The 20,883-nt window shown below is 70.9% G+C and carries 14 protein-coding genes; 6 read left to right on the forward strand and 8 right to left on the reverse strand.

What is annotated here, in order from left to right; all coding sequences use genetic code 11:
- Nucleotides 1–36 precede the first annotated feature (36 nt).
- Nucleotides 37–429 (reverse strand): group III truncated hemoglobin, encoded by a 393-nt coding sequence (locus AC0IWM_RS16930; RefSeq protein WP_471756902.1) that lies wholly within the window; start codon nt 427–429, stop codon nt 37–39.
- Nucleotides 430–713: 284 nt separating this feature from the next.
- Nucleotides 714–1,475 (reverse strand): isocitrate lyase/PEP mutase family protein, encoded by a 762-nt coding sequence (locus AC0IWM_RS16935; protein ID WP_471756904.1) that lies wholly within the window; start codon nt 1,473–1,475, stop codon nt 714–716.
- 489 nt (nt 1,476–1,964) lie between these two features.
- On the opposite strand from AC0IWM_RS16935, the gene AC0IWM_RS16940 reads away from it, so the two are divergent.
- The 3 genes from AC0IWM_RS16940 (at nt 1,965) to AC0IWM_RS16950 (ending at nt 5,616) form a co-directional block, all read left to right on the forward strand.
- Nucleotides 1,965–4,142 (forward strand): marine proteobacterial sortase target protein, encoded by a 2,178-nt coding sequence (locus tag AC0IWM_RS16940; protein WP_471756906.1) that lies wholly within the window; start codon nt 1,965–1,967, stop codon nt 4,140–4,142.
- Between the two features lie 32 nt (nt 4,143–4,174).
- Entirely contained in the window at nt 4,175–4,765 is a 591-nt protein-coding gene (locus AC0IWM_RS16945; RefSeq protein WP_471756942.1) for a class GN sortase, read from the forward strand.
- Nucleotides 4,766–4,851: 86 nt separating this feature from the next.
- A complete protein-coding gene (locus AC0IWM_RS16950; protein ID WP_471756908.1) occupies nt 4,852–5,616 on the forward strand; it encodes a helix-turn-helix domain-containing protein in 765 nt (254 codons plus the stop codon).
- 130 nt (nt 5,617–5,746) lie between these two features.
- On the opposite strand, the gene AC0IWM_RS16955 is transcribed toward AC0IWM_RS16950, so the two are convergent.
- The 4 genes from AC0IWM_RS16955 to AC0IWM_RS16970 form a co-directional block, all read right to left on the reverse strand.
- Entirely contained in the window at nt 5,747–6,397 is a 651-nt protein-coding gene (locus AC0IWM_RS16955; RefSeq protein WP_471756910.1) for a glutathione S-transferase family protein, read from the reverse strand.
- A 739-nt stretch (nt 6,398–7,136) separates the two neighbouring features.
- A complete protein-coding gene (gene katG / locus AC0IWM_RS16960; RefSeq protein WP_471756912.1) occupies nt 7,137–9,458 on the reverse strand; it encodes a catalase/peroxidase HPI in 2,322 nt (773 codons plus the stop codon).
- 403 nt (nt 9,459–9,861) lie between these two features.
- Entirely contained in the window at nt 9,862–12,309 is a 2,448-nt protein-coding gene (gyrB, locus tag AC0IWM_RS16965) for a DNA topoisomerase (ATP-hydrolyzing) subunit B (RefSeq protein WP_471756914.1), read from the reverse strand.
- A 220-nt stretch (nt 12,310–12,529) separates the two neighbouring features.
- Nucleotides 12,530–13,174 (reverse strand): MBL fold metallo-hydrolase, encoded by a 645-nt coding sequence (locus tag AC0IWM_RS16970; RefSeq protein WP_471756916.1) that lies wholly within the window; start codon nt 13,172–13,174, stop codon nt 12,530–12,532.
- Nucleotides 13,175–13,459: 285 nt separating this feature from the next.
- Between AC0IWM_RS16970 and AC0IWM_RS16975 the strand changes: the two genes are divergently transcribed.
- On the forward strand, nt 13,460–15,094 hold the full coding sequence (locus AC0IWM_RS16975) for an ABC1 kinase family protein (protein ID WP_056469745.1): 1,635 nt from the start codon (nt 13,460–13,462) through the stop codon (nt 15,092–15,094).
- 15 nt (nt 15,095–15,109) lie between these two features.
- Here the strand turns inward: AC0IWM_RS16975 and AC0IWM_RS16980 are convergent, their stop codons facing one another.
- Nucleotides 15,110–15,409, reverse strand: coding sequence for a HigA family addiction module antitoxin (locus tag AC0IWM_RS16980; protein WP_471756918.1), 300 nt, complete (start codon nt 15,407–15,409; stop codon nt 15,110–15,112).
- A gap of 141 nt (nt 15,410–15,550) precedes the next feature.
- Between AC0IWM_RS16980 and AC0IWM_RS16985 the strand changes: the two genes are divergently transcribed.
- Nucleotides 15,551–15,811 carry a DUF3892 domain-containing protein gene (locus AC0IWM_RS16985; RefSeq protein ID WP_056252909.1) on the forward strand — a complete coding sequence of 87 codons (261 nt, stop codon included), beginning with the start codon at nt 15,551–15,553 and terminating at the stop codon, nt 15,809–15,811.
- A gap of 76 nt (nt 15,812–15,887) precedes the next feature.
- Here the strand turns inward: AC0IWM_RS16985 and AC0IWM_RS16990 are convergent, their stop codons facing one another.
- Nucleotides 15,888–17,555: an alpha-amylase family protein gene (locus tag AC0IWM_RS16990; RefSeq protein ID WP_471756920.1), complete on the reverse strand. Its 1,668-nt coding sequence runs from the start codon at nt 17,553–17,555 to the stop codon at nt 15,888–15,890.
- A gap of 216 nt (nt 17,556–17,771) precedes the next feature.
- Here AC0IWM_RS16990 and AC0IWM_RS16995 point away from each other — a divergent pair, with 216 nt between their 5' ends.
- Nucleotides 17,772–20,849 (forward strand): penicillin-binding protein 1A, encoded by a 3,078-nt coding sequence (locus AC0IWM_RS16995; RefSeq protein WP_471756922.1) that lies wholly within the window; start codon nt 17,772–17,774, stop codon nt 20,847–20,849.
- Nucleotides 20,850–20,883 lie beyond the last annotated feature (34 nt).

Consider the following 20,883-nt stretch of genomic DNA (forward strand, 5'->3'; position numbering starts at 1 on the left):
GGGGGCGCGCGCCACGGGCGGGCAACGCACGGGATCTCAGCGGTCTCGCTGCAGGGATTCCGGTCTGAAGAACAGGCCCGCTTGCAGGCTGTCGCCGATCCGGTTCGCGCGCTCGGTGAGGCGCGCCGCCACGTCGGCGGGATACATCTGCCGGGCCGTCTCCTCGAAGAGAGCCAGCCAACGGGCAAAGTGGGCGGGGGTCAACGCACCGAGCCCCTGGTGCTTGCCGAACGGATTGCCCTTGTAGCGGCCGGATCGCAGCAGCAGCGAGGACCAGAAATCCTGGATCACCGCGAGGTGGCGGGGCCAGTCCCCATCCGGGATGGCGCGGGCAAAGACCGGCCCGATCAGGGGATCGCGCCGCACCTTGGCGTAGAAGGCGGCCAGGAAGGTTCGGAGGCTCGCTTCCGTCAGGGTTTCGGTGAGCATCTGGAACCAACCCGTTGCGACTCGAGGCGGGGCTGCCGAGCCTGTAACCGGAAATCGTTGTCGGGAGCCAGAGCAGGCCGGCGCGGATGGAACGATGCCGGCTCGGCAAGCCTGCCGGCGGAGCGAGATGCGCAGACATCCTCCTCGGGTCGGACGTCCCTGCCCTGCGCCCGGCGATCCAGGCATGGCTCACGGATAACCACAGAGGACCGGCGGGCGTTCACGACGCCGCCACCTGTTCCGCGATGGGGTGGACATGCCGGTGGAGCGTGGCGTCGCGACCTTCAGGATCCGTCGCCCGTGTCGTAGCGCTGCAAGCTCTGCGCGGCGGCATCGAAGGCCGCCCAGGTCCTGCGGGCGAGGCTTCCACCCACGCTGCAACGACGAACCCCGAGTTCGGCGAACACCCGGATTGCCTCGTCGTACTCGTTCACCACGACGTTGACCGGCTTCGGGGCGACGGCCGCGACGAGTTCCGCGACGGCACCGTGATCGAGGATGAAGGGCACGAAGAGGCAGTCGGCGCCGGCCTCCGCATAGGCGACGGCGCGCACGATGCTGGCACCGACCGACAGGTCGGGGACACGGAAGTTCTCGTTTCGACCGACGAGCATCACCGTGGGATCGACGGCGTCGATGGCGCTGCGTGCGGCGGCGATCCGTTCGACGGCTTGATCCGTCCCGTACATCGCGGTTCCGGACCAATCCTCGATCGACAGGGCGGCCACGCCCGTCTCGACGGCCAGGGCGACGGTCCGCGCGACATCCTCCGGACGGTCGGCGAAGCCGTTCTCGAAATCCGCGTTGACCGGCAGGTGGGTGCTGGCGACAAGCAGTCTCATGTGGTCGAGGGTGGCCTCCAGGCCGAGTTCCCCATCCTGCTTGCCGGCGGCCCAGGCCGCCCCCGCGCTCGTCGAGGCGATGGCCTTGAAGCCGAGCGTGGCGAGCCGAACCGCGCCGCCGGCATCCCAGGCATTGGGCAAGAGGAAGAAGCCGCTTTCGTGAAGGCCGCGAAAGGCGCTCCGCTTCTCTGCCGTGCTGGCCATCGCTCGCTCCATCGTCTTCAGGCCCGACGATCGTCCCGTCGCCGCCGCCGCGCCATGGCCCGCCCCCGAAGGAAGCGGCCGCTCTCGATGACGCCGTGGGTCGGATCGCTCCGCATCCGGGCCGGGCGCCCTTCTGAACGTTGCATCGCTCGATCGATGACATCCCGGCAGGACGAGGTCCATCTCCAGGGCAGCCGGTCGCGGCCCCAGGACCGGAGCCGGCCAGGATCTCGGCCGCCGTCGTCGATCGCTCGTGTTCCGGATGCGGACGACCCGGACGCGGATGGCGCGTCTGCCGAGGCGCGCTCCGCCGGGGAGCGCCGGGGGGCGTACGCCGCCGCACCGGCCCCGCACAGATCCGCCCGGGCGCGGCGGGCGGGTGCGGTTCCGGCCCGGGAAAGGGCGAAGTTTCTCGTGGTGGCGGAGGGGCCGGCGCGGGAGCTTCAGCGGCGAGCCGGCCCCGATCCGCCGGCGCAGGAGGTTTTCCCGATGCCGTTCTCTTCGCCACGATCCGCGGTCGAGCTCCCCCGCAACGCCGCGCTGTCGCCGCTCTTCCTCGCGCTGCTGGCGCTCCTCTTGCTGGTCGCCTCCGCCCAGGCGTCGCCGGGGCCGACGCGGGGCGGCCTGACGCTGCGCGGGTCGGCCGGCGGCGCGCCGGTCGAGGCCGTCCAGCTCGCGACCGACATCAGCGTCGATGTCAGCGGCCCGACCGCCCGGGCCGTCGTCACCCAGGCCTTCCGCAACACCGGTGCGGACTGGGTCGAGGGCACCTACGTGTATCCCCTTCCGGAGGACGCGGCCGTGGACGGCATGAAGCTCGTCGTCGGCTCCCGGGTGATCGTCGCCGACATCCGCGAGCGGGCGGCGGCCAAGCGCGCCTACGAGGCCGCGAAGGCGGCCGGGCAATCGGCCGCCCTGACCGCGCAGGCGCGGCCCAACATCTTCACCAACGCGGTCGCCAATATCGGCCCCGGCGAGACGGTGCTGGTCCAGATCACCTATCAGCAGACGATCCCCGTCTCCGGCGAGACGCGGATGCTGCGCCTGCCCCTGGTGGTCGCGCCCCGTTACAATCCCGCCCCCGCCGCGCTTGACGCGGTCTCCCTCGACGGCGTGGCCGAGGCGGCCCGCGACCCGGTTCCCGATCGCGCCCGGATCAGCCCGCCGGTGCTCGACCCGTCGGTCTCCCGCCCGACCAACCCCGTCGCCGTCACGGTGCGGCTCCGGGCGGGCTTCGCCATCGGCAGCCTTCGCAGCGCGACCCACGCGATCCGCGTGACCGAGGCGGGCCCGGAGGCCCGGACCGTCACCCTGGCCGACGGCGTCGTGCCGGCCGACCGTGACCTCGAGCTGACCTGGGCGCCGGTCCCCAGCCGGATGCCCGGCCTCGGCCTCTTCCGCGAGACCGTCGCCGGCCGCACCTACCTGCTGGCCGCCGTGAACCCGCCGGAGATCGGGGCCGACGCGGCGACCAGGCCGGTGCGGGACGTCACCTTCGTCATCGACAATTCCGGCTCGATGTCCGGCGCCTCGATGCGCCAGGCCAAGGCCGGGCTGCTGGCCGGCCTCCGCCGCCTGACCCCGCAGGACCGCGTCAACGTCATCCGCTTCGACGACACCTGGGACGCACTGCATCCCGAGCCCGTCCCGGCGACGCCGGATGCCCTGGCGGAGGCCGAGCGCTTCGTCGCCGCCCTGGAGGCGCGCGGCGGCACCGAGATGCTGGCGCCGCTCAAGGCGGCCCTGGCCGATCCCCACCCGGAGGACGGGCGCGTGCGCCAGGTGGTGTTCCTCACCGACGGCGCCGTCGGTGACGAGGAGCGGATCTTCGCGGCGATCCACGCGAATCTCGGGCGCTCGCGCCTGTTCATGGTCGGCATCGGCTCGGCGCCCAACGGCCACCTGATGCGCCACGCCGCCGAGATCGGGCGCGGCAGCTTCACGGAGATCCGCGACCTCGCGCAGGTCGGCGAGCGGACCCGCGCGCTCTACGAGAAGCTCGAATCCCCCGCCGTCACCGACCTGACCGCGAGCTTCTCGGTCCCGGGCGTCGCGGTGACGCCGGGCGCGCTTCCCGACCTCTACCGCGGCGAGCCGCTGGTCTTCGCCGCCCGGCTGCCGGGGGAAGCCGGGGGGACCGTGACCGTCGCGGGCCGGGTGGGTGGCCGGGCCTGGAGCCGGACGCTGCCGCTCGCCGAGGCGGGCGCGGGCGCCGGCATCTCCAAGGTCTGGGCGCGCTCCCGGATCGGCGAGACCGAGACGGCGCGCATCACCGGGCGCTTCGGCCCCGATACGGCCGACGCCGCCATCCTGGCCCTCGCCCTGGAGCACGGCCTGACGACGCGCCTGACCAGCCTCGTGGCGGTCGACGCCACCCCGCGCCGGGCGCCGGGCACCCCCCTCGTCGCCGCCGACCTGCCGCTGAACCTGCCGGCGGGCTGGGACTTCGCCAGGGTGTTCGGCACGGACCGGCCCGGCGCGGAGCCCGCCGACGGCGGGGCGGCCCGGATCGTGCCGATCGGCGCCGACGGCGCGGCCGTCGACCTGCCACAAACCGGGGCCGGGATCCTCGCGCAGCTCGGCCTGGGCCTGCTCCTCGCCCTGCTGGGCCTGCTGCTGGGCGCCGGTCTCCGGACCGGCGGCCGGCGGACCGGGGACCTCCGATGAGCCGTCGTCTCGCGATGAGCCGCCGCTCCGCGATGAGCCGTCGCCTCGGAACCGGAGTGCGGAGGGCCCTCGCGGCCCTCCTCACCCTCGCGGGCCTCGGGCTGGCCGTGCAGGCCGCCTGGATCCCCGCCAAGGCCGCCCTGGCGCAGGGGCTGCTGGAGCGTGCCTTCGCCCGCAGCCTGGCCTCGGGGCAGCCCGCCCGGCCCTGGCCCTGGGCCGACACCGAGCCCGTCGCCCGGCTCACCGTCATGGGCCGCAGCTTCGTGGTCCTGCGAGGCGGGAGCGGGCAGGCCCTGGCCTTCGGCCCCGGCCATCTGGACGGCACCCCGGAGGCCGGCGCACCCGGCACCGCGGTCTTCGCCGCGCACCGCGACACGCAGTTCGCGGGGCTGGGGCGGCTCGGCCCCGGCGATCCGGTGGTGGTGACGGGCCGGGACGGCCGAACCCTGCTCTTCCGCGTCACCGGCACGCGGGTGGCGCGCTGGGATGCCTCGGGCATCGACCCGCAGGCCCCCGGCCGGCATCTCGACCTCGTCACCTGCTGGCCCCTGGATGCGCTGCAGGCCGGCCCGCTGCGGCTGATCGTCGAGACCGCGTTGGTGCGGGAGGCGGGGCGTCCCTGATGGATCGCCGGGGATGGCCAGCTTGGCCGCCCTTGCGCATATGTGCGGTTTCGTGCGGATCTGTGCGGATCGAGCCTGCGCGAGCCATGTCCGTGAGCGATGTCGAATTGTCCGAGGCGCAGAGCCGCGCCATTGCCCAGATCGTGCGCGAGGCGCTGGCCCGCCGGCGCATCTCCCGGCAGACCTTGGCCGAAGAGGCCCGGATCAGCCTCTCGACCCTGGAGAAAGCGCTCGCCGGCCGCCGGCCGTTCACCCTCGCGACCACGATCCGGCTGGAGGAAGCGCTTGGCCAATCCCTGCGCCAGCCGACGGGGCAGGCACCGGCCTCGGAACCGCCCCGTCACGCCCCCGACGAACTCGGGGCCTACGCGCGGCAGGGCGTGGCCTGGCTGGAGGGCCGGTACCTCACCCTGCGCCCCTCCTTCGAGACGGTGGGGGTGATCTTCGCCTACCGGACCGAGATCGCCTGGGATGCCGACAGCGCGCGCCTGGTGTTCCGTGAGGCCAAGCGGATCGATGCGCCGTTCGCACAATCCGGCAGTGTCGCCGTCCCGAGCCAATCCGGCATGATCTACCTGGTGACCAACTGGCACGGGCAGCATCGTCTCGCGGTGTTGTGCCGTCCCAATATCCGCGGCGAGATGTACGGGATCCTCACCACGCTGCACGCGGGCCGCGGGACCCAGCTCACGCCCGCTTCGGCACCGCTCGCCCTGCTGCCGGAGCGCGACGCGGCCGAACTCCGCTACGGCCGCGTCGCTCCGCACGAGCCGGCTTACGCCGCCTTTCGGGCGCATCTCGATCGCGTCCACGCGGACGGCTACGCCACGTTCTTCACGAACGCTTCCTAGCCGGACCGACACCGGACGCGGCCGACAGTCCGGGCAGACGCCTTCTGACACCCTGTCGACCGCCCACCTTCGAGCGCGCGATCGAAGCGCTCGCCTGTCGGGCTGTCCGACGCGCGGGCCACCGCAATCCCTAACCGGTGCGGTGCTCGATCTCGCCCTCGAGGTCTCGGGCGAGCCTCTCGTCGATCGCCTCGGCCCGGACGATGGCGGACCGGGTGCGGAAGCGCTCGACATACCGCAGCAATTCGAGGTTCGGCGGCACGAGCTTCCGGCGCGTCGTCCAGTCGAGGGCCGTCGCCCAGAGGACGTCGGCGGCCGTGAACCGCTTGCCGAACAGGTAGGGTCCCCGGCGAAGCTGCGCCGTCAGCGCCTCCATCACGGCGTCGTAGCTGCCATACGGCGACATCGCCGGGGGGCCCGGGTCGCGCGTCATGGCGCGATCGACGATCGCGGGCTCGAAGGAGGCGCCGTGGAAGGCGAGCCAGCGCAGGTAGGGACCGCGCAGGGGGTCGTCGAGCGCCGGGGCGAGCTTCGCCTCGGGGTAGAGGTCGGCGAGGTAGATGACGATCGCCGCCTGCTCGGTCACGACCACGTCGCCGTGCACGATCGCCGGCACCTTGCCGAGCGGATTGACCGCGAGGAACGCGGGCGCGCGGTGTTCGCCCGCCTTCAGGTCGAGGGTGCGGAGCCCATAGTCGGCCCCGAGCTCCTCCAGCAGGGCCAGGACACCCGACGAGCGGGTGCGCGGCGCATGGTAGAGCGTGATCCGGCGGGAATTCATCGCGAACAGCTCCGTCGTTCGATGATCATGGCGTCGCGCAAGACACTGCGCGGCTCGAAGGCGACCTGCCTGCTGTCCTTATTCGTCATCGGTGGGGATGGAGACAAGCGACGCTCGTCCACGACGATGACGGGCGTCGCCTTCGACCGCGGCAGATCGGCGGGACCCGCGCCGAAACCTTGGCGCATCACCTCGGCACGGGCTCCTGATCGAGCTCGCCACATCCGCATGTCGATCCGGCCAGGGAGATCCCAGGCTGAGACAGCCCGGCCCCGATCCGCGGGATCGTGGGGTCTCGACGGCCCGACGGCACCCGCGCATCCGATGGCCGCGTCCCGACCATCCCGCGCGATCTGCCGGCGTGATTCCGGCCGGCGCCGCCGGCCGCCGATCGGCTCCGACGGGGCAGCGGCACTCGCTCTGCGAAGGTCCGCTCCTGAAAACCTCGGGAAGCGGAGGCTGCGACCGGAAGGGGCCGGCATCTCCCGGTCGATGCCCGGCCCGACGGCTTCGAAAGGAAGCGGGTTCTCGCTGCAACGTCGTGCGGAGCACCGCGGCCGGTCGACGCGCGTCGGTGCCGAACCGAGGGCTGGATGGCGCAGGCGTCTCCCGGCGCGGACCGACGCGCTCGGGGACGCCTGCGCTCGTTCGGAGATGCAGGATCCGGCGCCGTCGACCAGGATATTGCAGTTCCTCCGGGCGGCGGGATGGGGTCGCGGGCTGCCGCGACCCCCGTCTCTCAGGCCGCCATCGGTCCGGAGCGCCGGTGGCCCTTCACGTCGAACCGGTCGAGCATCATGACCTTGTCCCAGACCCGAACGAAATCCGCCACGAACCGACCCTGGCCGTCGCTGCCGGCATAGGCATCGGCGATGTTGCGCAGCTGCGCGTTCGATCCGAAGACGAGATCGCTGCGCGTGGCCTCGAACCTGACCTGCTGCGTGTCGCGGTCCTTCAGGGCGAAGGTCGTCCCGGCCGCATCGGCCTTCTCCCAGACCAGATTCGTGTCGGTCAGGTTGCGGAAGAAGTCCGTCGTCAGCACGCCCACCCGGTCGGTGAAGATGCCCCGGTTCGATCCATCGTGGTTGGCGTTCAGGGCCCGCAGGCCGCCGGTCAGCACCACCCATTCCGGCGCGGTCAAGGTCAAGAGATTGGCCTTGTCGAGGAACATCTCCTCCGGGGACAGGCGCTGGGCCATCGCCCCGAACCCGTCATCGACGTAGTTGCGGAAGCCGTCCACGACGGGCCTCAGCCACTGGAACATCTCGATGTCGGTCAGTTCCTGCGTGGTGTCGACCCGGCCGGGCGTGAACGGCACCTGTGCCTCGACCCCGGCCTCCCTGGCCGCCTTCTCCACGGCGGCGCAGCCGGCGAGCACGATGAGGTCGGCGAGCGAGACCTGCCTGCCGTCGCTCCGCCCGGCGTTGAACGCGGCCATGACCCCGCGCAACGCCTCGACCACGGGCGCGGCCCGGCGGTTGACGGCCCAGTCCTTCTGCGGGGCGAGGGCGAGCCGCCCGCCGTTGGCGCCGCCGCGCTTGTCGCTGTCGCGGTAGGTCGAGGCCGCCGAGAAGGCCGTGAAGGCCAGGTCCGAGACCGGGAGGTTCGTGCCCAGGATCGCTTGCTTCAGGGCGGCGATCTCGGCCCCGCCGATCGGCACATAGGCGGCATCGGGGATCGGGTCCTGCCACAGCAGGCCGTCCTCGATCGTCACCTCCGGGCCGAGGTAGCGGTGCTTGGGTCCCATGTCGCGGTGGGTGAGCTTGTACCACGCCTTGGAGAAGGCCTGCGTGAAGGCGTCGAAGTCGCCGAGGAACTTCTCGCAGACCTTGCGGTATTCCGGATCGACCTTCAGGGCGATGTCGGAGGTCATCATCATGAGGGGATGCATCTGGCCGGCGACATGGGCGTCGGGGGTCTTGGGCGCGTCCGGATCCTTCGGGGTCCATTGCAGGGCGCCGGCGGGACTCTTGGTCTGCTCCCAGTCGAACTTGAAGAGGTTCTCCAGATAGGCGTTGTCCCACCGGGTCGGATCGGGGGTCCAGCTGCCCTCGATGCCGTTGGTCATGGTGTCCTTGCCCGAACCGGCGCCCTTCGGGTTGTGCCAGCCGAGACCCATCGCCTCCATCGGCGCCATCTCCGGCGGCGGCCCGATCTCCTTGGCGGGGGTCATGCCGTGGCTCTTGCCGAAGGCGTGGCCGCCCGCGATGAGCGCCACGGTCTCCTCGTCGTTCATGGCCATGCGGGTGAAGGTCACCCGGATGTCGTTGGCCGAGCCCTGCGGGTCGCCGTTCGCGTAGGGTCCCTCGGGGTTCACGTAGATCAGCGACTGGTGGGAGGCGGCGAGCGGGTTCTCCAGGTCGTAGTCGGCGTTGCCGTTCCGGCCGCGCCAGCGCTGGTCGCGATTGACCATCTCGTCGAAGCTCGAGACCGTGCCCATCTCGACGACCTCGGGACCCCAGTAGGTGGCGTTGTCCGCCTCCCAGGCGTCGAGGCGCCCGCCGGCGAAACCGTAGGTCGGCAGGCCCATGATCTCCAGGGCGCAATTGCCGGTCAGCACCATCAGGTCGGCCCAGGAGAGGGCGTTGCCGTACCTGTGCTTGATCGGCTGCAGGAGGCGGCGCGACTTGTCGGTGTTGCCGTTGTCCCACCAGCTCGAGATCGGCGCGAAGCGCTGCATCCCGGTGCCGGCGCCGCCGCGGCCGTCCGCGATCCGGTAGGTGCCGGCCGAGTGCCAGGCCATGCGGATCATCTGCGGTCCGTAATTGCCGTAGTCGGACGGCCACCACGACACCGACGAGGTCAGGAATTGCTTGATGTCGCTCTTGAGCGCCGCGAGGTCGATCGTCCCGAAGGCGCCGGCATAGTCGAAATCCGGCCCGAGCGGATCGGCCGCGAGCCCGTTCTGGTGCAGGAGCTCGACCCGCAAGCGGTGCGGATACCAGTTCTCCAGCGCCGGACGGCTGCCGAGAGCCCCACCGATCCGGTCGCCTCCGAACGGGCACTGGCCCGCCATCGGATAGGATTCGGTGTCGGTCTTGTCGGTCGTCATCGTGTTCATCAACATTCCCCCTGGGCGCGGGATCGGCGTCACCGGACGTCTGGGGCCTCCGGCCCGTTGCCGACGGAGGCGTGAGGCGCGCAGCGCCTCAGGAAAAGCAACTTTTGCGCGATCCAGCCGTGAGCGAAATCAGCCGATTTGATCAAAAATCAAGGCGCCGCGGACCTTATGCGCCGGGCGGCGGCGGGATCGCCCTGGAAGCGACGGCCTCACGTTTGCGCGAGTCCGCGACGCGCGATCCGTCGGTGGCCAAGGCCACACCCTGGCCACGCGCCGGCGGCCCGACGGTCGAGCCGTCATCGCGCGCCGATCTCTCGGCAGCCGCCGGCCCTGGCAGCCAAAGCCGTCCCGGGAGCAAATCGCTCGCGATCGGCGATCCCTCGTGCGAGGGCCGCCCCCGGCCTCACACGTCGAGGTTGGCGACGCTGAGCGCGTTGTCCTGGATGAACTCGCGGCGGGGCTCCACCACGTCGCCCATCAGCTTCACGAACAGGTCGTCGGCGTCCTGGGTGTCCTTGACCCTGACCTGGAGGAGCGAGCGCACGTCGCGGTCGAGGGTGGTCTCCCAGAGCTGCTGGGCGGTCATCTCGCCCAGGCCCTTGTAGCGCTGGAGCTGCAGGCCCTTGCGGCCGAAGGCCATCACCGCCTCGAACAGGCCGACGGGCCCGTGCAGGACCGTCTCGTCGCCCTTGCGGGCGTAGGTGACGGGCTGGTCGTAGATCTCGCGCAGGGCCTCCGCCCGATCGGCGAGGCGGCGCGCCTCCTGGGAGGCGAGCAGCGAGGCGTCCAGGGTCGCCACCTGGCGCACGCCGCGCAGGGTGCGGCTGAGGACGTAGCCGCCGTCCGAGACGGACCCTTCCCAGCCGCGCTCGATGTCGTCGGCGATCCGGTCCATGCGCCGGGCGACCTCCTCGGCCAGCACCTCGGCCTCGGCCTGGGCCTCGTCGACATTGGTCCGGAAGGCGCCGGCGATCAGCGCCTGCTCGACTACGGCCCGGTCGTAGCGGGTGTGGAGGGCCTGCATGAGCCCGCGGAACTGGCGGGCCTCCTCGACCAGGGATTTCAGCTGCGCGCCGCCGAACTCGGTGCCGGAGGCCAGCCGCAGCACGGCGCCGTCGACGCCCGCATCGATGAGGTAGTCCTCCAGCGCCCGCTCGTCCTTGAGGTAGATCGCGGACTTGCCCTTGGCGGCTTTGTAGAGCGGCGGCTGGGCGATGTAGAGGTGCCCGCGCTCGATCACCTCGGGCATCTGCCGGAAGAAGAAGGTCAGCAGCAGGGTGCGGATGTGCGAGCCGTCGACATCGGCATCCGTCATGATGATGATGCGGTGGTAGCGCAGCTTCTCGGGGTTGAAGCCCTCGCGGTCCGTCGACGAGCGCCCGATGCCGGCGCCGAGCGCCGTGATCAGCGTGCCGATCTCGGCCGAGGACAGCATCCGGTCGGCGCGCACGCGCTCGACGTTGAGGATCTTGCCGCGCAGGGGCAGCACCGCCTGGAAGGTGCGGTCGCGGCCCTGCTTGGCCGAGCCGCCGGCGGAATCGCCCTCCACCAGGAGGATCTCGCACTTCGAGGGATCGCGCTCCTGGCAGTCGGCGAGCTTGCCGGGCAGGGAGGCGATGTCGAGGACGCCCTTGCGGGTTACGGTCTCGCGGGCCTTGCGGGCCGCCTCGCGGGCGGAGGCCGCCATGATGACCTTGGCCATCACCGAGCGGGCCAGCGCCGGGTTCTCCTCCAGCCAGTTCGACAGGCCCTCGTTGAGGACGTTCTCGACGGCCGGGCGCACCTCCGAGGAGACGAGCTTGTCCTTGGTCTGCGAGGAGAATTTCGGGTCCGGCACCTGCACCGAGATCACGGCGGTGAGGCCCTCGCGGCAATCCTCGCCGGTGAGCGAGATCTTCTCGCGCTTGGCGATGCCCGACGACTCGGAATAGCCCGTGATCTGCCGGGTCAGGGCCGCGCGGAAGCCGGCCATGTGGGTGCCGCCGTCGCGCTGCGGGATGTTGTTGGTGAAGGGCAGCACGGTCTCGTTGAACGAGTCGTTCCACCAGAGGGCGACCTCGACGCGGATGTTGTCGCGCTCGGCCCGCACCATCACGGGCTTCTGCATGCCCTCGATGGGTTTGCGCGAGCGGTCGAGGTAGCGCACGAAGGCCTCGATGCCGCCCTCGTAGAACAGCTCCTCGCGCTTGTGCTCGGCGTGGCGCGCGTCGGTGAGCACGATGCGCACGCCGGAATTGAGGAAGGCGAGCTCACGCAGGCGCTTCTCCAGCGTCGCGTAGTCGAACTCGATCATCGTGAAGGTGTCGGTGGAGGGCAGGAACGACACCTCGGTGCCGCGCCGGCCGTTGCCGTCGCCCACCACGATCAGCGGCGAGACCGCGTCGCCGTGGCGGAACTCCATCGCGTGCTCCTTGCCGTTGCGCCAGATGCGCAGGCGCAGCCATTGCGAGAGCGCGTTGACCACGGAGACGCCGACGCCGTGCAGGCCGCCGGAGACCTTGTAGGAATTCTGGTCGAACTTCCCGCCGGCATGGAGCTGGGTCATGATGACCTCGGCCGCCGAGACGCCCTCCTCCTTGTGGATGTCGGTGGGGATGCCGCGGCCGTTGTCCGAGACCGTGACCGAGCCGTCCGCGTTCAGCGTGACGGTGACGAGGTCCGCGTGGCCCGCGAGCGCCTCGTCGATGGCGTTGTCGACCACCTCGTAGACCATGTGGTGCAGGCCCGAGCCGTCGTCGGTGTCGCCGATATACATGCCGGGGCGCTTGCGCACCGCGTCAAGGCCCTTGAGGACCCGGATGGATTCCGCGCCGTAGGCATCGGCCGCGAGGTTATGGGAGCTGTCGGACATGAACTTCCTCGGACAGGCGGGCATTCAGGCCGGGCTTGCCGGCCCAGGCCGGGCCCCCGCCGCCTGCGTTTCTTCTTGACCCACGCAATATAAGCATTTCCCACTGGAAATGCATCGTTTTCGGGCGCTCGGGCGCCCGCGTTCGCGACCACGATGCCCCGTCCGCGTTAACCGCCCGTCAAGGCCCCGCCGGGATCCGGCCGCCGGGACCCGGCGGGGCTCAATCCTGCAGGAAGGGGTTCGACACCCGCTCCTCGCCCAGCGTGCTGGTGGGGCCGTGGCCGGGGATGAAGGCGACGTCGTCGCCCAGGGGCAGGACCTTGTCCCTGATCGCCCGGATCAGCTGCTCGTGGCTGCCGCCGGGCAGGTCGGTGCGCCCGACCGAGCCCTTGAACACCACGTCGCCCACCAGGGCGAAGCGCGCGTCGCGGCTCATGAAGACCACGCTGCCGGGGGAGTGGCCGGGGGCGTGCAGGATGTCGAAGGCGAGGCCGCCCACCTCGACCAGGTCGCCGTCGGTCAGCCAGCGGTCGGGCGTCACCACCCGGGCGCCGTCGATGCCGTAATTGGCCCCCGTCTCCGGCAGGCTGTCGAGGAGGTAGCGGTCGGCCTCGTGCGGACCCTCGATCGGCACGCCCAGGCGCTCGCGCAGCTCGGCCGCGCCGCCGGCATGGTCGATATGCCCGTGGGTGAGCAGGATCTTCTCGATGGTGATGCCCTGGGCGGCGATGGCCGCCTCGATCCGGTCGAGGTCGCCGCCCGGATCGACCACGGCCCCGACCTTGGTCTCGTCCGACCAGATCAGGGTGCAGTTCTGCTGGAAGGGGGTCACCGGAATGATTCCGGCGCGGGGCGTGCCTGGCATCGGGGGTCTCGCGGGATGGCGCCGCGGCGGTGCGGACTGGCCGCCCGCCCCGGCAGGGAGTTGGCGCCGCTCCGGCGCCGATGGAGGCCTGTCTAGCCCGAGATCGGCGCGGGCGCGAATCCGCCGCGCGTGCCGCGGGCGCGATTCCGCCGCGCTCGCCGCGGCCTCATGGTCAAACTTCGGCCTCGCCACGGGCCTAACGGAGCCTTAACCACGGTCCGGCCGCACCGCCTCGCCGGCCGACCCGTTCCGCTTCCCCTCTCCCCATCCGGGCCCCTTGCGCACATGCTGAAAACCGCCTTCGTCGCCGCACGGGACCGGCAGCGCCTCGGGGAGATCGCGTCCGTCCTCATCGGCTTCGGCGTCACCAAGGTGGTCGAGCGCCTGGGCCTCGCCCAGGTGGCGCGGCTGGCCAAGCGCCGGACGCCGCAAGTGGACATCGCCCGCCTGTCGCAGCCCCAACGGGTGCGCCGGGCGATCGAGACCCTGGGGCCGACCTTCGTCAAGCTCGGCCAGATCCTGGCGAGCCGGCCCGATCTGCTCACCCCGGAATGGACCGAGGAGCTGGAGAAGCTCCACAGCCAGGTCTCGCCGATCCCGTGGGAGCGCATCCGGCCCCAGCTCGAGGAGGATCTCGGGGCGCCGCCCGCGGAGGTCTTCGCCGAGTTCGACACCACGCCGCTCGCCGCCGCCTCCATCGCCCAGGTCTACCGCGCCCGCCTGCAGACGGGCGAGGAGGTGGTGGTGAAGGTGCTGCGGCCGGGCCTGCGCAAGACCATCGAGGCGGACCTGCGCCTGATGGGCCACGCCACCCGCATCGTCGTGGACGAGTGGCCGGAATTCGGCCGCTACCAGCCCCAGGAGCAGATGCGCCACCTGGCCAGCGGCCTCTACGGCGAGCTCGACCTCATCAACGAGGCGCGCAACTGCGAGACCATCGCGGCGATCTTCGCCGACCGCGACGACATCGTGGTGCCCAAGATCCACTGGGAATGGACCTCCGAGCGCGTGCTCGTGCAGGAATTCGTGCACGGCATCCCGCCCAACGACCATGCCCGCCTGGACGCCGCCGGCTACGACAAGGTGCTGCTCGCCCAGAAGGGCACCGACGCCTTCCTGCAGATGGCCCTGATCGAGGGCGTGTTCCACGCCGACCCGCATCCCGGCAACATGCTGATCATGCCGGACAACCGGATCGGCTTCATCGATTTCGGCATCATCGGGCGCCTGTCCCAGCGCCGGCGCACGCAGCTCCTGATGCTGATCGGCGCCATGCTCAAGGAGGATTCCGACGGGCTGATGGCCGTGCTCCTCGACTGGAGCGGCTCGAGCAACCCGGACCTGACCAAGCTCGAGGCCTCCTCGCAGGCCTTCGTCGCCCGCCACACCGGCGCCACCCTCGATTTCGGGGCACTGCTCACCGACTTCATGACCATGGCCCGCGAGAACGACCTCGCCATGCCCACCGACCTCGCCATCCTGTTCAAGGGGCTGGTGACGGCCGACGGGGTGATGCGCCAGCTCGATCCGGGCTTCGACCTGTTCTCGGCCGCCGGCCCCACCGTGCGGCGCAAGCTCGCCTCGCAATTCTCGATCAAGGGCCTCACCCGCAAGGTCGAGGCGGTGGGCGCCGGCCTGTTCGGCGCGGCCTCCGAGCTGCCGACCCTGATCCACCTGATGCTGGTGCGCCTGAAGCAGGGCCGCGTCACCGTCGAGATCGAGCTCAAGGGCATCGAGAAGCTCACTCGCGGCATCGAACGCGCCGCCGCCCGCATCGCGGTGGCGCTCATCGTCGCCGCCTTCGCGACGCAGCTCGCCCCCCGCTTCATGGACCTCGGCACCCCCGCCTTCATCACCGTCGGCGCCATGGTCTGCGTGATCGGGATCGGCTGGCTCGTGCTGCTCGGGCGCAACAAGTAGCGGATCGGGCGATCCTCAGGACGTCGCGGCGGCCTCGCCCTCCCGGGGTCGGACACTGGAGTAATCCACCGTCGCGCGCGCCTTCGACAGGTCGTGCGCGTTCTGCAGGTTGAGCCAGAATTGCGGCGCGGTTCCGAAGCGGACGCCGAGCCGGATCGCGGTATCGGCGGTGATGCCGCGCCGCCCCCGGATGATCCCGGAGACGCGATTGGGCGGCACGCCGATCTCCGTTGCGAACTGCCGGGCGGAGAGGTCGAGCGGCGTCAGGTATTCCTCCACGAGGATTTCGCCGGGATGGGTGCGGATGCGGGCCATGGCCGATCTCCTGGGCAGTCACGCGATCGGGCTCACAGGCCCGGCATCGCAGAATGTTTCTGTGAGGTTGTATTTTTCTTGAATAAAATTACCTGAGGTTCGCATGCCTGATCGGGCTGCCAACGGAAGGAAAGATACACCATGGCTGATCGCGCCGTCAGGAAGACCGGAAAGAACGCTCAGGGCGATATCACGGCTCTGTGCAACGATGGCGATGTGTGGTCGCCCCGTCGCAAGCAGGACGCCATCAACGACATCGAGACCGGACTTCACACCTATCACGTGCCCTGGACCAACGGACGGACCGAGATCCGGGTCGTCCAGGGTCCGAACGGCAAGTACCTGCGCACGGATCGGGATCAGACAACCCGGAACAACCTGGACGACCTTCCGGATTGCTGATCCGAGCTGCGGCGGAACCGTGATCGGCGGCAGGCCTGACTTTTAGCGGACCCACCGTTCGAACCGCCTGCGCGGTTCACCCCACCCGCCGCTTCAGCGGCGCGTCGAGGCCGCCGACGCGGAACCAGTGGTAGCCGTAGCGCTCCATCATCAGGCAGTGGCGGCCCGCCTCGTCCGCCTCGCAGCGGCGGCCGGTGAGGAGGTCGACGAGGATCCGGCCCTCCGGTCCCTCGATTCCGGCCGAGAGTTCGATCTCCATCGGCGTGCCCGCGAGGTTGTGCACGCACAGCACGGAGTTGCCCTCCCAGTCGTAGCGGATCGCCAGGATCGCCGGCGAGGCCGTCTCGATCACCACGAAGTCGCCCCAGCCGATCTCCGGCACCTCCTTGCGGGTGCGGATGATGCTCTCCATCCAGTTCAGGAGCGAGCCTCGGTCGTGGCGCTGGCTCGCCACGTTGACGTGGTCGAAGCCGTAGGCGCCGTGGTCGATCACCGGCAGGGTCGGGGTCTCGCTCTTGGTGAAGCCGCCCTGGACCTCGGCGTTCCACTGCATCGGCGTGCGGGCGCATTCGCGCTCCTTGAGCGCGAGGTCGTCGCCCATGCCGATCTCGTCGCCGTAGCGCAGCACCGGCGTGCCCGGCAGGGTGAACATCAGCGAATAGGCGAGCTCGATGCGCTTCTGGTCGCCCCCGAGCATCGGGGCGAGGCGCCGCCGGATGCCGCGGTCGTAGAGCTGCATCCCCTTCTCGGGTCCGAAGGCGGAGAACACCGCCTGGCGCTGGGCCTCGGTGAGGCGCCCGAGGTCGAGCTCGTCGTGGTTGCGCAGGAACACCGCCCACTGGGCCGAATCCGGCCGGTTCCAGGTCTTGCGCATGGCCTTGGCGAGCGGGCGCCCGTCGCCGGCGGCGAGCCCGTAGAACAGGGCCTGGTTGACCTGGAAGTTGAACAGCATGTGGAGCCGGTCGGCATCGTCGCCGAAATAGTCCAGGTCCTTCCTGGGCAGGATGTTGGCCTCGCCCAGGATGATGGCGTCGCCCTGGCGCCATTGCAGGAACTCGCGGAAGTCGCGCAGCATGTCGAACTGCTCGTCGGGCTCGCCCGTGACCTCCGGCCCCTTCTTGGCGATGACGAAGGGCACCGCGTCCATGCGGAAGCCCGAGACCCCGAGCTGGATCCAGAAGCCCATGATCTTCTGGATCTCGGCCCGCACCGCCGGGTGGGCGGTGTTGAGGTCCGGCTGGAACGGCATGAAGCGGTGGAAGTAGTAGGCCCCCGCCTTGGCGTCCCGGGTCCAGGTCGTGGTCTGGACCCCGGGGAAGACCATGCCCTCGTCGGCGTGCGGCGGGCGGGTCTTCGACCAGACGTACCAGTCCCGGTAGGGTGAGTCGGGGTCCGAGCGGGCCGACTGGAACCAGGGATGCTGGTCCGAGGTGTGGTTGACCACGAGGTCGATCAGGACGCGCAGGCCCCGCTGCTTGGCCGCGTGGGTGAAGGCGACGAAGTCGCCGAGCGAGCCGTAATCCGGGTCGACGCCGTAATAGTCGGAGATGTCGTAGCCGCCGTCGCGCTTGGGCGAGGGCTGGAACGGCATCAGCCAGATCGCCGTGATGCCGATGCCCTGCAGGTAGTCGAGCCGGCGCTCCAGCCCGGCGAAGTCGCCGATGCCGTCGCCGTTGCCGTCGAGGAAGGTCCGGACCGACAGGCAGTAGACGACGGCGTTCTTGTACCAGAGGTCCTTGATCATGCCGCCATCCCCAGGGGCCGATGCCCCGGGCCCAACGCGGATCCCCGGGAAAGCGTTGCCGTGCGCGGCGCCGGGGGCGGGAGGCGTCGAGCTTGGCCGCGCCGTCCTTAAATCAGCCGCCTTGTGCAGCGCATCTGCCACGCTCCGGCGCGCGGTCTCGGCTATGACCGTGCGGCCCCGACCGCGCCACGCCCAACCTCCGGTATCCCGGCCCGCATGAACATCATCCTGATCAAGCTGTTCGCCACCGCGCTGACGCTCAGTCAGGTCACGACGCGGCCGGACGCGGTGAAGACGCAGTTCGATCCCGTGGCCGACAAGGCCCAGGTGGTGCAGATCCTGCGCGACGGCTGCGCCCACATGCGCAAGGCCTTCGACATCGAGGACATCAACCTCGACGAGCTGATCTCCACCGCCATGGAGGACCCGAGCGCGGTGGCGGGCGCCAGCGCCCCGAAGATCCTGCACGGCCTCGACATCGGCGAGCTGAACGTCAGCTACCGCCAGTTCTGCAAGGGCGAGAATCCGAAGGACTCGCCCTTCGACGCGGCCGAGGTCATCGCCTTCTACAACAAGGCGGTGGCCGACCTGCCCTCGGCCGAGGCCCTGAAGGAGCGCAAGCTCCCCGGCGCCAGCCTCATCCTCGACGGGGCGGGCAAGCGCTACGCCGAGGCCTTCGAGGCCAACGGCCGGCGCCTCAGCGTGCCGATCGCCGAGGTGCCGACGCTGGTGCAGAAGGCCTTCGTGGCGGCCGAGGACAAGCGCTTCGAGACGCACAAGGGCATCGACGAGCGCGGCGTGATCCGGGCCTTCATCGGCAACCTTGCCTCGCCGGGCCGTCCGGCCGGCGGCTCCACCATCACCCAGCAGGTGGTCAAGAACCTCTCGGTCGGCGACGACGTCACCTACGAGCGCAAGATCCGCGAGATGATCGTGGCCTCCCGCCTGGAGCACATCCTGGGCAAGCCGCAGATCCTGGAGCTCTACCTCAACGGCATCTATCTCGGCCGCGGCGCCTACGGCATCGAGATGGCGGCGCGCAGCTACTTCGGCAAATCGGTGGGCCAGCTCACCGTGCCGGAGGCCGCGCTGCTCGCCGGCATGCCCAAGGGCCCGAACTTCTACAGCCCCGACAAGTACCCCGACCGGGCGCGCGAGCGCCGGGCCTACGTGCTCGCGCGCATGAAGGAGGAGGGCCTCATCACCGAGGCGCAGCTCGGCGAGGCGGCCAACGCGCCCCTCGGCCTCAAGCCGATCGAGGCGGCCCGGCGCGATTCCGGCTTCTACTTCGTCGACCACCTGGCCCGGGAGGTGCGCACCTTCGCGGGCGTCGAGTCGCTGACCGCCGCCAGCCACGTGGTGCGCTCGACCCTCAATGCGGGCCTGCAGACCGCCACGGAGACCGCCCTGCAGGAGGGGCTCTCCACCTACGAGCGCTCCACCGGCCGCGCCCGCTACGAGGGGCCGGAGCTCAACCTCGCCGACGCGGTGCGCAGGCTCGAGGCGGCGGTTCCCGCGGCCGAGGCCTCGCCGCTGGGCGTGCCCCTGCTCACCGGCGATCCGGTCAAGCCGGCCCCGGCCGCGAAGCCGGCCCCGAAGACGAAGGCGGAGCGCAAGGCCGCGGCCGCCGCGGAGAAGGCGGCCGAGCAGGCCGCGCCCAAGGTCGAGCGCCCGAAGCCGGCCTGGCAGCGTGCGCTGGAGACCGCCCGCCCGGTCCTCTACGACGTGCACTGGCCGCTCGCCGTGGTCCTCGAGGCCGGCCGCGGCGGCGCCGCGAAGGTCGGCCTCGCCGACGGCCGCATCGCCAGCCTCGAGCCGGGGCCGGCGCGGGGAAAACTCCAGCCCTACGACGTGGTGCGGGTGAAGCTGCGCGATCCGAACGCGAAGGTGCCGCGCGCCGACCTGCGGGTCCGCCCGAGCGTCCAGGGCGCCGCCCTGGTGCTGGAGAACCGGACCGGGCGCATCCTCGCCATGGCGGGCGGCTTCTCCTATCCGGTGAGCCAGCTCAACCGCGTCACCCAGACGGTGCGCCAGCCGGGCTCGACCCTGAAGCCCCTCACCTATCTCGCCGCGCTCAATGCCGGCCTGCAGCCCAACACCCTGGTGATGGATTCCGCCATCACCCTGCCGCCCATCGGCGGGGTCGGCGATTCCTGGTCGCCGAAGAACTACGAGGGCGCGGGGGCCGGGGCCACCACCCTGCGCCGGGGCCTCGAATTCTCGAAGAACCTCGTCACCGCCCGCCTGCTCCAGGGCGGCATCGCCGACAAGGCGCCGGCCAGCCTGCAGAAGGTCTGCGACCTCGCCCTGGAGGCCCAGATCTACGCCGAGTGCGAGCGCTACTACCCCTTCGTGCTCGGCGCCCAGCCGGTGCGGATGGTGGATCTGGCGGCGTTCTACGCGGCGGTGGCCAACGAGGGCGCCCGCCCGGCGCCCTACGCGCTCGAATCCGTCGAGCGCGACGGCAAGACCCTCTATACCCGCGAGGCGCGGGCGCCGACCCGCATCGGGTCGGCCGACCGGGTGGCGTTCTACCAGTTGAAGACCATGCTGCAGGGCGTGACCAACCACGGCACCGCCGCGGCGCTCAGCCGGTTCTCGTCCTCCATCGCCGGCAAGACCGGCACCTCCGAGAACGAGAACGACGCCTGGTTCGCGGGCTTCACCAACGAGATCACCATCGTGGTCTGGGTCGGCTACGACAATGCCGACGGCACCCGCCGGACCCTCGGGCGCGGGCAGACCGGCGGCCACCTCGCGGTGCCCATCGCGGGCACCATCCTCCAGGCGGCCTGGGCCAACGGCGTGCCGCGCACGTCGCTGGCACCGCCCTCCCCGGAGGCGCGCCCGTACCTCGCCGATGCCGGCATCGACCCGCGCAGCGGCGAGCGCGTGGAGGGCGGCGGCTTCCAGGAGCATTTCCGGATCAAGGACGGCCGGATGGCCGACACCCAGTACAAGCTGCTGCCGCGCGAGACCCGGACCGCCATGCGGCCCGATCCCGAGGACGGCGACCTCGGCGCCGCGGACGAGGCCCCCGACGTGGCGGGCGGCCTGTTCGGCGGCCTCGACGGCGGCAGACGGGTGCAGCCGGATTACGATCAGCGGCGGTCGCAGCCCGATTCCGATTTCCTCGATCCGTTCGGCGAGCGGCGCAATCGCCGGGCGCAGTCCGAGACCTACCAGCCCTGGCCGGGCACGCAGCGCTCGCCCTTCGGCGACGACGAGGAGATCCGGCCGCGCCAGCGCCGCCGCGATCCCGACTACCTGTTCGGCGACGAGCCGCGCTTCTGAGGGCGCTCCGCCCCGGGCGCGGTCCCCGATTCCC

This window comes from Methylobacterium sp. AC433 (genome assembly GCF_979253015.1).